Here is a 15,097-nt window from a genome sequence, read left to right on the forward strand (position 1 = left end):
GTACGGCGGCGCGACGCGCCAGGTCCAACGTTGGCAGAAAGACACCACGGCGTCAACGGAGCCTTTACAATGCAAGCTCGCGCTCGATCAGGCGAACATATGACTGCATGTCGAGGAGGCCAGCTTGTACCACTACCGCACACCGTTCATTGCCGTTGCCGCCATGGCAGCGATGGCACACGCCTGCGCCGCGCCGGTTCCCGGGGACGAAGCCGGGTTCACGGATGTCGTGGCCGCGCAGATCCGGCAACAGCCGCTCGGCGGCGAGACCGTCGCGGTGATAGGCCCCCTCACCCTTTCCATCGGCGCGATGCAGGCGAATCTCGATCGGGTCTACCGGTACTGCCACAACAGCGCCGACGATTGCCAGGCCGAGATCGACCGCTTCGCGCGCGGCGTGGCCCAGGTGATCGCGAGCCGAAACGCACCGCCGGCCAAGGAAGCCGTGCGCCTCGTGGTCCGACCGGAAGAATACATCCGCCAATATGACGCGGCCGCGGGCCGGAAAATCCAGACCTGGCCCCTCGCCGGCGGCTTCGTCGTCGTACCGGTGCTGGATACGCCGCGCGCGATGCGCACGATGACGAGCGACGATGTCAAGCGCCTCGACATGAATGCCGACCAGGTGCTCCAACTCGGCCTCGACAATCTGAAAGCGACACTCGAACCATTGATGCCCAAGGCGCCCGTTGCGAAACCGGGCGAGATCGGACGCGTGGCCGGCGATGCGTACGATTCCAGCCGCCTGATCATGCACGACAGCTGGGCACCGTTGGCCGAGGCGCAAGGCGGCGTCCTGATCGTCGCCGCGCCCGCGAAGGACGCCGTGTTCTACGTCGGCGAAGACTCACCGAAAGCCATCGATGCCTTGCGCGGTCTGACGAAGCAGGCGATGAAAAACGTGCCCAATCCGCTGTCGCCGACGCTGCTGCGCTGGACGAAGACGGGATGGGAGCCCGTCCAATGAGCCCGGACGGGTCCTGCGCAGGGCCGGATCGACGCGCCCCCTGCCCCGACCCGCTCACGCGCGCACCCCGCTTCACCACGCCGTCCGGCGCGCCCACCGACTGGCTGCGCCTGCCGCCCGCGTCGCTGCAGGGCGCGCTCGTCGCGCTGGTCGGCCGCGACACGCGGGGCCTGCAGCTCGATGCCGCGCAGCGCCTGTCGCACTATCCGTCGTCGCCTTGCGTCTCGCTGTCCTGGCTCCACGGCATCGACGTGGGCGCCGTGCGCCAGGGTCCGCACGGCCCTGAATGGGAACCGTTGGGCGCCGACTGCATGGTCTCGGGCACGCAGGCACATCCCGTCACCACGTGGGCCGAGACGACGGGCCACGGCTGCATGGCGATCTTCCGCGCGGACGCGGCGCAGGCACTGTTCGGGCTCGACCTCGCGAGCATCCAGGACCGGTTCGTGCGCGCCGCCGACGTCATGGGCCCCGAGTGGACACCGATGTGGGACGCGCTGCTCGCCAGCCCCGACGCCGACCTCATCGCCGTGCTCGAACGCCACCTCGCGCGCCGCTGGCAGGCGGTGTGCGGACGCGCGACGGACCAGCCGTCGCTGCGCCAGATCGGACGGCATTGGGTGGAGCGGCTCGCCTGGCACGCGCACGAATGGCGGCGCGAGCACAGCCCGCGCCAGGTCGAGCGCCGCATCAAGTCGTTCAGCGGCCGCTCGCTGCGCGAATGGCAGGCCATCGTGCGCACGGAAGGCCTGTTCTTCGCCGCGCGCGACCGCCACGAGGCGGGCCAGCCGTTCGACTGGGCCGCGCTGGCGCTGGACGAAGGCTTCGCCGACCAGGCCCACATGACGCGCGCCGTACGCCGCATCACGGGTTTCACGCCGACCGAATTCGCGCGCCGCTTCGTCGAGGACGAGTCGTTCTGGCTGTACCGGCTGTGGGCGTGAGACCCGTTCACTCGAACGCATAGCGCACGCCCACGCGCACGCTGCGCGGCGCACCGGGCGCGTAAAATGCCGAGTGCACGGGGCGACCGCTTGCGCCCGCGAACGTACCATCTGCCGTGAAGCCCGTCACGCCCAGCTGCGCCGCCGTCGCGTAGCGCCGGTCGAACACATTGTCGACCTGGACGAATACGCGCAGGCGCGGCGCCAGGTCGTACGTCGCGCCGAAGTCGACGACGGCATGGCCCGGCGTCCACCCGCTGCCAAGGAAACCCTGGCCATCCGGCCGGTGCAGGCCGTTGTCGTTGCCGCGCGCCGGCGCAGCGGACACGGCGAGCATGTCCGCTTCCAGCGTCCACGCGGGCGTCACGCGCCACTCGGCCCGCGCCTTCAGCACGTGGCGCGGCAGCAGCGGCAGGCGGTCACCGGGCCGCACCGCGATATTGCCGGCGGCGTCCGCGCTGCTGTTCCCCGGGCTGCCCACGGTCTCGCCGCTGCCGAACGTCGCGTCGAGGTACGTATAGCGCGCGGACAGCGCCACGGGACCGGCGCGGCCTTCGGCGCCCAGCTCGACGCCGCGACGCCGCGTCCGGCCGACGTTGCGAAAATAGCCGTAGCCCGCGGCATTGTCGGCCACGAACAGGATGTCGTCGTCGTTCGTCGCGTGGAACACGCCGGCGGTCCAGCGCACGCCGTGCGCCGTCCCGCGCAGGCCCGCCTCCCACGTGCGCGTGACGACCTGCTTCAGCGGCGGGTCACCGGCCATCGCGTTCGGCAGCTTGCATGGATTGGCGGGGTCGGCGCAACCCAGTTCCACCGCCGTCGGCGTGCGGCTGCCCTCGTCGTAGCCCGCGTACGCGTTGAGGTGCCGAACGGGCGACCAGGTGATGCCGATGGCGGGATTGAAGCGCGCGAAGTGGTGGTCGCCGTCGAGGGAGCCGGGGCCGCCGCCGGGGTGGCTGCGGTCGCGGCTGTGCACGGCCGTCGCGTTGTACCGGCCGGACAAGGTGACGTGCAAGCCGTCGCGCACGCGCACCTGCTCCGCCGCGTACACACTCCACGTGCGCGTATGCCCGACGAGATCGACGCGGGAGTCGTCCGCGAACGCGGCGACGGGCGACACGCTGCGGTCCGCGTTCACGACGCCGTATTGCGCGCCCTGGCGGAAGTCCGCGCGGCTCGCGTCGAACGCCGCGCCCACCGTCAAGTGTCCGCCGACCGTCGCCTGCGCACCCATGCCGTAGTTCGCCTGCGTGCCGGCCGTGCGGTTGACGTGCCCGGTCCACGCAGCCCCGCTGTCGCCCAGGGCGTCCTCGTTCACGTCCCCGTTGAGCGTCGACGTGCGGATGTGGCGATAATAGGCGTTCGCGGACACCAGCACGTCGTCGCCGAAGTCGTGGCTCAGCGTCGCATTGAACAGCATGGCGCGGTTGCGCGTGATGTCCGGCGTCGTGTACACGCTCGCGTAATCCCGTGCCAGCAGCCGCTGTTCCTGCAGCCCGTTGCCGGCCAGGCGGCTGGCGGAGAATGCCGCGCTCAATGCCGCGTCGGTCGTGGCATCGTGCCATCCGACCTTGCCGAACAGCTGGCCCAGGCGCGTGGGCGACGCGGCGCGCCAGCCGCCGTCGCGAAATCCGGTGCCCGTGGCAAACCAATGCAGGCCACGGTCGTCATGGCCGCCCTGTCCGAACCCGATCTCGGCGCGGCCCGCGCTGCCGCCCTGCGCCGAAACAAAGGTGCCCGCATCGTGCCGGCCGTCCTTCGTGCGCACGGCGAGCGCCCCGCCCAGCGTGTTCAGTCCGAACAGCGGGTTCGAGCCCGGCATCAACGTCAGCGACGCGATCGCGGCGCGCGGGATCAGGTCCCAGCTGACGACGTCGCCGAACGGCTGGTTCATGCGCACCCCGTCCACGTAGACGGACAATCCTTGCGGGGTGCCGAGCAGTGGGGATGCCGTGAACCCGCGGTAACTGACGTCCGGTTGAAACGGATTACCCTGGATTTCGTGCACGACGACGCTGCCCAGCCGGCGGTTCAGCGCATCCGTCAGCGTGGCGCCGCCGTTGACGGCATCGGCATCGAGCGTCTGCACGTTCGCCGGCATCCGCTCGCGCGCGACGGATGCACCGTGCAGCGGCGTCGTGCCCACGATCTCGACGACGGCGATCGGCACGTCCGGCTCGGCAGCGGCGCGCGCGTGCCAGAGAGCCGCGGCCGCGAACGCAGCCCGGCGCAGATGTGTGCGAGATGCCATGATCGGTGGTGCCCCTGTCTCCGTGATGGTCGGTGCCGGCGCTTGCCGCCGGTCTGCCTACGGTCATTGCAGGAACCATTCCATGGCACGACACCACCGTCGCACGCGGAGGCCGCCCCGAACTGTGCCGTCCTGGATCACCCGGCTGTTCCGTTCCGGTACAGCGAGGAACACAGCGGCGGGGAATCAGCCCGGCGGTGCGAAGATGCGGTTCAGGTCCGCGGCCTCCATCGCCTCCGCCGCGTAGCCGAACGTGCCATGGTCCAGCATCTCGCGCGCGCCGCGCATCAGCGCGCCGTACGCGGCCCGCGCGAGCGACGCGCCCGTGCTCACGCGCGTGACGCCCAGTTGCGCGAGGGTCGCGACGTCCAGGTCGAAGCCGGGAAAGCCGACCATGACGTTCACGGGCCGGTCGACCGAGCTCACGACGGCCGCGATGTCCTCGCGCGTGCGCAGGCCGGGTGCGAACAGCACGTCGGCGCCTGCGTCCTGGTAGGCCTGCAGGCGGCGGATCGTGTCGGCGAGATCAGGGCGGCCCACACGGAAGTTTTCCGCGCGTGCGGTCAGCGTGAACTTGAAGTCGAGGCCGCGCGCCGCCTCGGCCGCGGCGCGGATGCGTTCCGTCGCGAGACCGATGTCGAACAACGGCTGGTCCGGGTCGTCGGTCGCATCCTCGATGGAGCAGCCGACGATGCCCGTCGCCGCCGACTCGACGATCGTGCGGGCCGCATCGGCGGGCGCCGGACCGAGGCCCGCCTGCAGGTCCGCGGACAGGGGCACGTCCGTGGCGGCCGCCAGTTCGGCCAGGTGCGGGAACATGTCGCGCACGGCGATCGTCGGATCCGTCTTCGCTTTCGAGAACGCGAACCCGGCGCTGGTCGACGCGAGCGCCGGGAAGCCCAGGTGTTCCAGCAGCTTCGCCGAACCGGCGTCCCACGGGTTCGGAATGACGAAGCAGTGGCCGCGTCGGTGCAGTTCGACGAATGCTCTCGATTTTTCCGCCTGGGTCTTCATGCGCATCTCCTGTCGGTGGTGGGCCTGCTACCTTACCAGAGCCGCCGCCGCGAAGTTGCGCACAAACTCACGGCGCCCCTTCCTCGCCCACGCGCACGACGTGCAGCAGGTTCGTGCGTCCCGGCCGGCCGGACGGGAAGCCCGCCACCACGACGACGTCGTCGCCGGCGTCGGCCAGGCCGTGGAAGCGCGCCGCCGCAACGCCGTCCGCCACCATGCGATCGAACCCTTCCGCTTCCTGGAACGCCACCGGGTGCACGCCCCACACGAGCGCCAACCGGCGGGCGATCGCGCTGTGCGGCGTCAGCGCGAGGATAGGCGCGGACGGCCGCTCGCGGCTCGCACGCAGGCACGTGGCGCCGCCGGACGTGTACGTGACCGTCGCGGCCGGAGCCAGCAGGTTCGTCACGCGGCGCAGCGCACAACAGATGGCGTCCGCAGTCGTCTTGTCGGCGCTCTGGTGGCTCGCGTCCAGGCCGTCGCGCCAGCGCGGGTCCTGCTCGACTTCGCGGATCACGTCGTCCATCACGGCCACCGATTGCACCGGATACTGGCCGGACGCCGATTCGGCCGACAGCATGACGGCGTCGGCGCCCTCGTAGATGGCGGTCGCGACGTCGGACACTTCCGCGCGCGTGGGCACGGGTGCGGCCGTCATCGATTCCAGCATCTGCGTGGCGACGACGACGGGACGCCCGGCCGCACGCGCGGCATGCACGATCCGGCGCTGCAGCACCGGCACCTGCTGCGGCGGCAGTTCGACGCCCAAGTCGCCGCGCGCGACCATGATGCCGTCCGCGAGCTGCACGATGCCGTCCAGCGCATCGATGGCGGCCGGCTTTTCCAGCTTCGCCATGATCCACGCGCGGTCGCCGATCAGGCCGCGCGCCTCGACGATGTCCTCGGGGCGTTGCACGAACGACAGCGCGACCCAGTCGACGCCCAGCTCGAGGCCGAACGCGAGGTCGGCGCGGTCCTTCGCGGTCAGCGGGGAAATCGGCAGCACGACGCCGGGCACGTTGACGCCCTTGCGGTCCGACAGCGCGCCGCCCGCCATCACGGTCGTCTCGGCGAAGTCCGCGCCACAGGCGTCGACGCGCAGGCGCAGCTTGCCGTCGTCCAGCAGCAGGTCGGTGCCGGGCCGCAGCGCCGCGAAGATCTCGGGATGCGGCATGCCGGCGCGCGTGGCGTCGCCTTCTTGCGGATCGAGGTCGAGGCGGAAGCGGCTGCCCGTCTCCAGCATGGCGCGGCCGCCGGCCATGCGGCCCACGCGCAGCTTCGGGCCTTGCAGATCCATCAGGATGCCGATGGGGCGGCCGATGTCGCGCTCGACGTTGCGGATCGCGTGGTAGCGCGCGGCGTGGTCGTCGTGGCTGCCGTGGCTGAAGTTCAGGCGGAACACGTCGGCGCCGGCGAGCGCCAGCGCGTAGATCTGGTCGGGAGTGGAACTGGAAGGGCCGAGTGTGGCCAGGATGCGGGCACGGCGTTGGCGTAGCATGGGCTGTCCTAGTAATCGGGTAATTCGGGGTCAGAGCACGAATTTCATACTCGGGGTCAGAGAGCGAGTTTCACGAGTGCGCTCTGACCCCGACTGATCAAGCGGTGGCCTAGGCCACGTAGATCGCGCGAAAATCGTTCACGTTGGTCAAGGTCGGCCCCGTGATGAGGGAATCGTCCAGCGCGCGGAAAAACGTGTGCGCATCGTTGTTCTCGAGGCTCGCACGCGGCGGCAGGCCGCGTTCCCAGCCGCGCGCCAGCGTGTCGGGCGTGACGAACGCGCCGGCGATTTCCTCGGCGCCGTCGACGCCGTCCGTGTCGCCGGCCAGCGCGTGGATGCCGGGGGCGCCGTCCAGCGCAACCGCGAGCGCCAGCAGGAATTCCACGTTGCGCCCGCCGCGGCCGTCGCCGCGGATGGTGACGGTCGTCTCGCCGCCGGACAGCAGCACGCACGGCCCGGCGACCGGTTGGCCGTGGCGACGCGCCTGCAGGGCGATGCCGGCCATGACCTTGGCCACGTCGCGCGCCTCGCCCTCGATGCTGTCGCCGAGGATCAGCGGCGTGACGCCGGCCTTGCGGGCGACGTCGGCCGCCGCCTCGAGCGCCATCTGCGGCGAAGCGACGATGTGCGTCGTGACGTTTTCCAGGCGGCGGTTGCCCGGCTTGACCGTCTCACCAATGCCCGATTCCAGCAGGTGGCGGCTGCCTTCGGGCAAGTCGATGCCGTAGCGGCGCACGACCTCGAGCGCGTCCGCGCACGTCGTCGGGTCGGCGACGGTGGGGCCGGACGCGATGTCCATCGGGTTGTCGCCGGGAACGTCGGAAATGAGGAGGTTCACGACGCGCGCCGGGTGGCACGCGGCGGCCAGCCGGCCGCCCTTGATGGCGGACAGGTGCCGGCGCACGCAATTCATTTCCGTGATGCTGGCGCCGGACGCGAGCAGCGCGCGGTTGATCGCCTGCTTGTCTTCCAAGGTGACGCCTTCGCCCGGCAGCGGCAGCAGCGCGGAGCCGCCGCCGGAGATCAGGCAGATCACGAGGTCGTCCGCCGACAGCCCGCGCACCGTGCGCAGCATGCGCTGGGCGGCTTCGCGGCCGGCCGCGTCGGGCACCGGGTGGGCGGCTTCGACGATCTCGATGCGCTCGCACGGCACGGCATAACCGTAGCGCGTGACGACGAGGCCAGACAACGGACCCGGCCAGCTTTGCTCGAGCGCCTGCGCCATCGCGGCGGACGCCTTGCCGGCGCCGATCACGACCGTCCGGCCCTTCGGCGGCGGCGGCAGATTGCGCGGAATGCACAGTGCCGGCTGGGCCGCGTCCACGGCGGCGGTGAACATGCTGGCCAGCAGTTCGCGCGGATTCATTGTCGTTGTTGTCGTCATGTTCGTCTCCTCTCGTAGGGTGGGCACAGCGTGCCCACCCTACGGCCGTTCGGTTCCGGTGCTTACGCCTGCTTCTGGCCGATCTCGAAGTTCGACATGATCTCGAGCGCCCGCACCATCGCCGAGTGATCCCACCCGCCGCCATCATGCGCGGCACAGGTGTTGAACAGCTCCTGCGCGGTGGCGGTGTTCGGCAGCGCGACGCCCAGCTGGCGGCCGGTGGTCAGCGCCAGGTTCAGGTCCTTGCGGTGCAGGTCGATGCGGAAGCCCGGCGCGAACGTGCGCTTGACCATCCGTTCGCCATGCACTTCGAGGATGCGCGACGCGGCAAAGCCGCCCATCAGTGCCTCGCGCACGCGCGCCGGATCGGCACCGGCCTTCGCGGCCAGCAGCAGCGCCTCGCCCACGGCCTCGATCGTCAACGCCACGATGATCTGGTTCGCGACCTTCGTGATCTGGCCGTCGCCGTTGCCGCCGACGAGCGTGATGTTCTTGCCCATCTTCTGGAACAGCGGCTTGACCGTGGCGAACGCCGCCTCGCTGCCGCCGACCATGATCGTCAGGCTCGCGGCCTTGGCGCCCACTTCGCCGCCGGATACCGGGGCGTCCAGGTATTCGCAGCCAAGCCCATTGATGCGGCGGGCGAAATCCTTCGTCGCGACCGGCGAGATCGAGCTCATGTCGACGACGATCTTGCCGGCCGACAGGCTCGAGGCGACGCCGTCCTTGCCGAACAGGACCTCGTCCACCTGCGGCGTGTCCGGGACCATGATGAAGATGATGTCCGCCTGCGACGCCACTTCGGCGCCGTTCAGGCACACGCGGGCGCCTGCCTCGACGAGGGCCGACGGGGTCGGGCCGACGGTGTTCGTGAACAGCGTGTGGCCGTCGGCGATGAGGTGTCCCGCCATCGGGGCACCCATGATGCCCAGGCCGATGAATCCGATGTTTGCCATGATATGTCTCCTTGCGTGTTGTGATTAACCGGCCAGCCTGGCGATCCAGCCCAGGCCCGCGCGGGTGTCGGCGGCAGGCTTGTACTCGCAGCCGATCCAGCCGTCGTAGCCGATGCGGTCCAGGTGAGTGAACAGGAACGGATAGTTGATTTCTCCGGTACCCGGCTCGTTGCGGCCCGGGTTGTCCGCGACCTGGATGTGCGCGATGCGGGCCAGGTTGCGTTCGACCGTCTTCGCCAGCTCCCCTTCCGTGCGCTGGGCGTGGTACACGTCGTACTGGACGAACAGGTTGTCCGCGCCGACCGACTCGATCAGGTCCAGCGCCTGCCTGGTCGTCGTCAGGTAGAAGCCGGGAATGTCATACGTGTTGATCGGCTCGATCAGCAGCTTGATGCCCGCCTGCTTCAGTTGCGTGGCCGCGTAGCGCAGGTTCTCGACGACGGTGCGGCGCAGCGTGCCCGCGTCGATGCCGGCCGGCGCGATGCCGACGAGGCAGTTGACCTGGCGGCAGTTCAGCGCCTTCGCGTAGTCGATGGCGCGGGCGACGCCTTCGCGGAACTCGGCCTCGCGGCCCGGCAGCACGGCGATGCCGCGTTCCCCCTTGTCCCAGTCGCCGGCCGGCAGGTTGTGCAGCACCTGCGTGAGGCCGTACTGCTGCAGGCGTTCGGCCAGCGCCTCCTTTTCGAAGGCATACGGGAACAGGTATTCGACGCCCTTGAACCCGGCCTCGTACGCCGCCTCGAAGCGGTCGAGGAACGGCAGGTCATTGAACAGCATCGTCAGGTTGGCTGCGAATCTTGGCATGTCAGTCTCCTCGTGTTGCTGCGTCAGACGCAGATGGCGGTGGGCGCGTCGCCGGGATGGTCGGCCAGTGCCTCGAATTCGTTGATGGCGTCGATCTCCGTGCCCATCGAGATGTTGGTCACGCGTTCCAGGATGATCTCGACGATCACGGGCACGCGATGCTGCGCCATCAATCTGCGCGCTTCGGCGAATGCGGGCTGGATGTCGTCCACCTGGCGCACGCGGATCGCCTTGCAGCCGAGGCCCTCGGCCACCGCGACGTGGTCCACGCCATACGCGCCGAGCTGCGGTGCGTTGATGTTCTCGAAGGCCAGCTGGACGCAGTAGTCCATGTCGAAGCCGCGCTGCGCCTGGCGGATCAGGCCGAGATAGGCATTGTTCACGACGACGTGCAGGTAAGGCAGCTTGAACTGCGCGCCGACCGCGAGCTCCTCGATCATGAACTGGAAGTCGTAGTCGCCGGAAATCGCGACGACGTCGGTCTTGGCGCCGGACGCGACGACACCCAGTGCCGCCGGCACGGTCCAGCCCAGCGGGCCCGCCTGGCCGCAGTTGATCCAGTTACGCGGCTTGTACACGTGCAGGAACTGCGCAGCGGCGATCTGCGACAGGCCGATCGTGCTGACGTACGTCGTGTCCTTGCCGAACGCGCGGTTCATCTCTTCGTACACGCGCTGCGGCTTGATCGGCACCGCGTCGAAGTGGGTCTTGCGCAGCAAGGTGCGCTTGCGCTCCTGGCACTGCGCGGCCCAGGCGCTCCTGTCCGGCAGGCCCCCGATCGATTGCATGCCGCGGGCGACGTCGATGAGGAGGTCCAGCGCGGCGCCGGCGTCGGAGACGATGCCGTAGTCCGGGCCGAACACGCGGCCGATCTGCGTGGGTTCGATGTCGATGTGGACGAACTTGCGGCCCTTCTTGTAGACGTCGACGGAGCCCGTGTGGCGGTTCGCCCAGCGGTTGCCGATGCCGATGACGAAGTCCGATTCCAGCATCGTCGCGTTGCCGTAGCGGTGCGACGTCTGCAGGCCGACCATGCCGGCCATCAGCGGGTGGTCGTCGGGGATCGCGCCCCAGCCCATCAATGTCGGGACGACGGGCACGCCGACGATCTCGGCGAATTCCTGCAAGCGGGCCGCGGCGTCCGCGTTGATCACGCCGCCGCCGCAGACGATCAGCGGACGCTCGGCGGCGTTCAGCATCGCGAGGGCCTTCTCGGCCTGGGCGCGGGTCGCGGCGGGCTTGTAGACGGGCAGCGGTTCGTAGGTGTCGATGTCGAATTCGATCTCGGCGACCTGCACGTCGAACGGCAGGTCGATCAGCACGGGGCCCGGACGGCCGGAGCGCATGATGTGGAACGCCTGCTGAAACACGCGCGGGACGAGGTCGGGCTCGCGCACGGTGACGGCCCACTTGGTGACGGGCTTGGCGATCGTCTCGATGTCGACCGCCTGGAAGTCTTCCTTGTACAGGCGGGCGCGGGGGGCCTGGCCCGTAATGCATAGGATAGGTATCGAATCGGCCTGGGCCGAGTACAGGCCCGTGATCATGTCGGTGCCGGCCGGACCCGACGTGCCGATGCACACGCCGATGTTGCCGGCCTTGGCGCGGGTATAACCCTCGGCCATGTGCGACGCGCCTTCCACGTGGCGGGCGAGCACGTGCTCGAAGCCGCCATTCTTCTTCATTGCCGAGTAAAACGGGTTGATCGCGGCGCCGGGCACGCCGAACACCGTGCTCACACCTTCCTTGCGCAGCACTTCCGCCGCGGCGTCGATCGCTCTCATTCGGGCCATGTTCTCCTCCGTTGGTATGGTTGGTCTTGGATGATGGACCCAGCATATCGATAAGCCTGCACAAGTTGAATTGCTGCTATTATCGGCACTGTCGATACTTTAAGTATTGAATCAGGGAGAGAGCATGGATCGGTACACGGAAATACGCAGCTTCGTCCTCATCACGGAAAAAGGCAGTTTCGCTGGCGCCGCGCTGGCCGAAGGGGTGACGCCCGTCGTCATGGGCCGCCGCCTCGATGCCCTCGAACAGCGTCTCGGCGTGCGCCTCATGCACCGCTCCACGCGGGGCCTCACGTTGACGGCGCTGGGCGAACAATTCATCGAGCCGTGCCGCCAGCTGGTGCGCGATTTCGACATCACGGAAAACAGCATCAGCGCCGGCCGCAGCACGGTGCGGGGCCACCTCGTCGTCTCGGCACCCGCGGCGTTCGGCCGCAAGCACGTCGCGCCGCATGCACCCGCGTTCCGCGCGATCCACACGGAACTCAAGATGTCGTTCAACTTCACCGACAGCGTGGTCGACCTCGTGCGCGAAGGCTACGACATGTCGATCCGCATCGGCGAAGTCACGGACCCGAACTACGTGGCGATCCCGCTGTTCCCGAACCGGCGCGTCGTGTGCGGCACGCCCGACTACTTCGAGCGCAACGGCGTGCCCCGGACGCCGGAAGACCTCGCGCGCCACAACTGCCTCGCATTCAACCTGCAGGGCGGCCAGCAGCGGGGCTGGACGTTCCAGCGCGACGGCAAGCTGTTCGCCGTGCGCGTGGACGGCGACCTCGCCTGCAACGACGGCGAACTGCTGTTCGACTGGGTGAGGCAAGGCCTCGGCATCGGCTGGCGCTCGACGTGGGAAATCCAGGCCGAGCTGAAACGGGGGGAACTGGCGACGGTACTGGACGACTTCGCGGTCGGGAACTACCCGATCCAGGCAGTATTCCCGCAGCAGCGCTACCTGCCGGCCAAGATCCGGCATTTCATCGACCATTTGAAGGCTGTCTACAACACGCCGGGGTATTGGGAGCGCCAGCTCGGCGCGGGATGACGTGAAACCGGGACCGCGGGCCGTCAGGCCGGCATCTTTTCGCCGGCCCGCAACGTGAGCACGCGCGCATCCGTGCGCGTGACGGCGACCGTGTGCTCGAACTGCGCGGACAGCGCGCCGTCGCACGTGCGCACGGTCCAGCCGTCGTCCTCCGTGCGCACCGCATGGCGGCCCGCGTTGAGCATCGGCTCGATCGTGAACATCATCCCTTCGCGCAGCACGAGGCCCGTGCGCGGCCGGCCCCAGTGCAGCACCTGCGGCGGTTCGTGCATCTCGCGCCCGATGCCGTGTCCGCAGTACTCGCGCACGACGGCGTAGCCGTGGCGCGTGGCGTGGCGCTCGATCGCATGCCCCACGTCGCCCAGGCGCGCGCCAGGACACACGGCGCGGATGCCCTGCCACATCGCCTCGTACGTCACGCGCACGAGCCGCGCCGCTTCCGGCGCCACGTCGCCCACGAGATAGGTCTTGCTGGAGTCGGCGATGTAGCCGTCCTTTTCCAGCGTGATGTCGAAGTTCACGATGTCGCCGTCTTGCAGCACCTCCGCGGGCGACGGCACGCCGTGGCACACGACGTCGTTGCGCGACGCGTTCAGCGCGAACGCGTAGCCGTACTGCCCCTTGCTGGCGGGCCGCGCGAACACGTCCGCGAGGAGGTTGCCCGCGGCCGCGAGCAGCGCGACCTCATCCGGCCGCTTCGTCATGACGCGATCTTCAGCGCCTGCGGCACCACCCCGGCCGCGCGCAGCTCGCGCGCCATGATCTCGTTGAAGCTTTGCGTCGGATGCAGTTCGCACAGCATCCCGATGCGCACCCAGAACGCGGCCTGCGCGTTGATCGAGCGGCACGACACGGCGCTCGCCTTGCGGATCTGGTCGTGCAGCTCCTCGTCGATGTTCACGATACCCATCATCTACGCCAATATATGATTCATATACGGAGTATGTATTCAGGATTCACTTCCACGCAATGCTTTCCAGCTCGTCCGAAATGACCTGCTGGCCGTGCTCCACCATGAATTCGTGGAACGACGCCGCGACCGTGGGAATCGCGCGCGCGGCCTTGTGCATCACGTGCCACTCGCCCTGCACGACGACACCGGGCACGGGGAGGACGCTGAGCAGCCGGTTGCGCACTTCGAGCGTGCACGCGTGGACGGACAGGAACGCGACGCCGAGGCCCGCCGCCGTCATCTGCTTGATCGCCTCGTTGCTGGACAGCTCGGACCCGATCGCGAGCGCCACGCCCTCTTCCTCGTAGCGGCGCTCGATCGCCGCGCGCGTGCCCGATCCGCGTTCGCGCACGAGCAGGTTGTGCGCCGCGATGTCGGCCAGCGTGACGGCGCGCTGCGCGAGCAGCGGGTGGCCGGGTGCGACGAAGAAGGCCATCGGGTGGCGCGCGAAGCGGCTCGCACTCGTGGGGAATTCGCGCGGCGGCGTGCCCATGATGGCGAGGTCGATTTCGTCGCGACTGAGCATGCCGATCACTTCGGGGCGCGAGCCCACCTGCAGCTTGATACGCACGTGCGGGCGGCCCGTCGTGAAGCGCACGAGCATCGGCGGCAGCAGGTGCTCCGCCGTCATCACGGCGCCGATGCGCAAGGTACCGGACGTGACGCCCTTCAGCGCCGCGATCTCGTCGCCCGCTTCTTCCCACAGGCCGAGGATGCGCTCCGCGTAGCCCACCAGCAGTTCGCCCGCCGCGGTCATCTGGATGTTGCGGCCCTGGCGCCGCGTCAGCGGCACGCCGGCCGCATCCTCCAGCTGTTTCAGGTGCAGCGACACGGCCGGCTGCGTGACGTGCATCGCCTCCGCGGCACGCGACACGCTCTGGTGGCGCGCCACGAGCTGCAAGGCCTGCAGCTGTTTGAAGCTGGCTGGATACATAAGGGTTTCCTTATCGTTCGTAAGAATTATTTATTTTTATTTTATCCCGCCCGGCCGTATAGTAAAAACAATTCGAGCAACAACGACTGGCAAAAGGAGAACATCATGACGACACAAGCGTTCATCTTCGACTTATCCGCATTCCGGACGGCAGGCGTACCGGCCGACGACGCCGATCGCCTCCTCGACAAGGCGATCGAAGACGGCCTGCCGTGTGCCCTGATCTCCGAACTGCCGCACGACCAGGCCGGCGAACAGCTGCGCCACCGCTTCGGCGACACGGCGCACCACATCTTCTCCGTCGTGTTGACGGGCGCCGATTTCGAAGCGCGCGGCCACAAGGCCCCGTATTCCGTCGTGCTGGATCAACTGGGCGTGCAGCCCGACGCGGCGCTCGCGGTGACGACGTCGCCGCGCGCCATCGCGGCCGCCCGCACCGCACGCATCGGCGTACAGGCGTCCAAACCGGTCGTCATGCGCAAGGACGTACGTAAGGTAGTGATGCCGGTCACCCGGCACTGATCGCAGTCTTCCCGGCATCCGCGGGCACTGCGC

14 protein-coding genes are annotated in these 15,097 nt (G+C 68.9%); 4 read left to right on the top strand and 10 right to left on the bottom strand.

Going from position 1 to position 15,097, the window contains the following annotated elements; translation table 11 throughout:
- Window positions 1-124 precede the first annotated feature (124 nt).
- Together HAV22_RS00710 and HAV22_RS00715 are read left to right on the top strand one after the other, a co-directional pair.
- Window positions 125-967 (top strand): DUF1444 domain-containing protein, encoded by an 843-nt coding sequence (locus tag HAV22_RS00710; RefSeq protein WP_166855491.1) that lies wholly within the window; start codon window positions 125-127, stop codon window positions 965-967.
- On the top strand, window positions 949-1,911 hold the full coding sequence (locus HAV22_RS00715; protein WP_229420995.1) for an AraC family transcriptional regulator: 963 nt from the start codon (window positions 949-951) through the stop codon (window positions 1,909-1,911). Before HAV22_RS00710 ends, HAV22_RS00715 begins: the two co-directional genes overlap by 19 nt.
- Window positions 1,912-1,918: 7 nt before the next feature.
- Here the strand turns inward: HAV22_RS00715 and HAV22_RS00720 are convergent, their stop codons facing one another.
- From HAV22_RS00720 to gcl, 7 genes are all read right to left on the bottom strand, one after another.
- Window positions 1,919-4,162 carry a TonB-dependent receptor gene (locus HAV22_RS00720; protein WP_166855493.1) on the bottom strand — a complete coding sequence of 748 codons (2,244 nt, stop codon included), beginning with the start codon at window positions 4,160-4,162 and terminating at the stop codon, window positions 1,919-1,921.
- Window positions 4,163-4,348: 186 nt separating this feature from the next.
- Window positions 4,349-5,176, bottom strand: coding sequence for an isocitrate lyase/PEP mutase family protein (locus HAV22_RS00725; protein ID WP_166855495.1), 828 nt, complete (start codon window positions 5,174-5,176; stop codon window positions 4,349-4,351).
- A gap of 67 nt (window positions 5,177-5,243) precedes the next feature.
- The gene (gene pyk / locus HAV22_RS00730) at window positions 5,244-6,674 is read right to left on the bottom strand and encodes a pyruvate kinase (protein WP_166855497.1); all 1,431 of its coding nucleotides are present in this window, start codon (window positions 6,672-6,674) and stop codon (window positions 5,244-5,246) included.
- 109 nt (window positions 6,675-6,783) lie between these two features.
- Entirely contained in the window at window positions 6,784-8,058 is a 1,275-nt protein-coding gene (locus tag HAV22_RS00735) for a glycerate kinase type-2 family protein (protein ID WP_166855499.1), read from the bottom strand.
- 62 nt (window positions 8,059-8,120) lie between these two features.
- Window positions 8,121-9,014 (bottom strand): 2-hydroxy-3-oxopropionate reductase, encoded by an 894-nt coding sequence (locus HAV22_RS00740; protein WP_166855500.1) that lies wholly within the window; start codon window positions 9,012-9,014, stop codon window positions 8,121-8,123.
- Window positions 9,015-9,038: 24 nt separating this feature from the next.
- Window positions 9,039-9,818: a hydroxypyruvate isomerase gene (gene hyi / locus HAV22_RS00745; RefSeq protein ID WP_166855502.1), complete on the bottom strand. Its 780-nt coding sequence runs from the start codon at window positions 9,816-9,818 to the stop codon at window positions 9,039-9,041.
- Between the two features lie 23 nt (window positions 9,819-9,841).
- Window positions 9,842-11,611 (bottom strand): glyoxylate carboligase, encoded by a 1,770-nt coding sequence (gene gcl / locus HAV22_RS00750; protein WP_166855504.1) that lies wholly within the window; start codon window positions 11,609-11,611, stop codon window positions 9,842-9,844.
- A 124-nt stretch (window positions 11,612-11,735) separates the two neighbouring features.
- Between gcl and HAV22_RS00755 the strand changes: the two genes are divergently transcribed.
- Entirely contained in the window at window positions 11,736-12,656 is a 921-nt protein-coding gene (locus tag HAV22_RS00755; protein ID WP_166855506.1) for a LysR family transcriptional regulator, read from the top strand.
- A 23-nt stretch (window positions 12,657-12,679) separates the two neighbouring features.
- Here the strand turns inward: HAV22_RS00755 and map are convergent, their stop codons facing one another.
- Genes map through HAV22_RS00770 form a run of 3 tightly spaced genes read right to left on the bottom strand, consistent with a single transcriptional unit; the run spans window position 12,680 to window position 14,542 of the window.
- Window positions 12,680-13,360: a type I methionyl aminopeptidase gene (gene map / locus HAV22_RS00760; RefSeq protein WP_166855509.1), complete on the bottom strand. Its 681-nt coding sequence runs from the start codon at window positions 13,358-13,360 to the stop codon at window positions 12,680-12,682.
- A complete protein-coding gene (locus tag HAV22_RS00765) occupies window positions 13,357-13,566 on the bottom strand; it encodes a ParD-like family protein (protein WP_166855511.1) in 210 nt (69 codons plus the stop codon). Before HAV22_RS00765 ends, map begins: the two co-directional genes overlap by 4 nt.
- Window positions 13,567-13,612: 46 nt before the next feature.
- Window positions 13,613-14,542 carry a LysR substrate-binding domain-containing protein gene (locus HAV22_RS00770; protein ID WP_166855513.1) on the bottom strand — a complete coding sequence of 310 codons (930 nt, stop codon included), beginning with the start codon at window positions 14,540-14,542 and terminating at the stop codon, window positions 13,613-13,615.
- 105 nt (window positions 14,543-14,647) lie between these two features.
- Between HAV22_RS00770 and HAV22_RS00775 the strand changes: the two genes are divergently transcribed.
- A complete protein-coding gene (locus HAV22_RS00775; RefSeq protein ID WP_166855515.1) occupies window positions 14,648-15,064 on the top strand; it encodes an HAD hydrolase-like protein in 417 nt (138 codons plus the stop codon).
- Window positions 15,065-15,097: the final 33 nt, after the last annotated feature.

Source organism: Telluria antibiotica, assembly GCF_011682055.1.
Taxonomy (GTDB): Bacteria; Pseudomonadota; Gammaproteobacteria; order Burkholderiales; family Burkholderiaceae_D; genus Telluria; species Telluria antibiotica.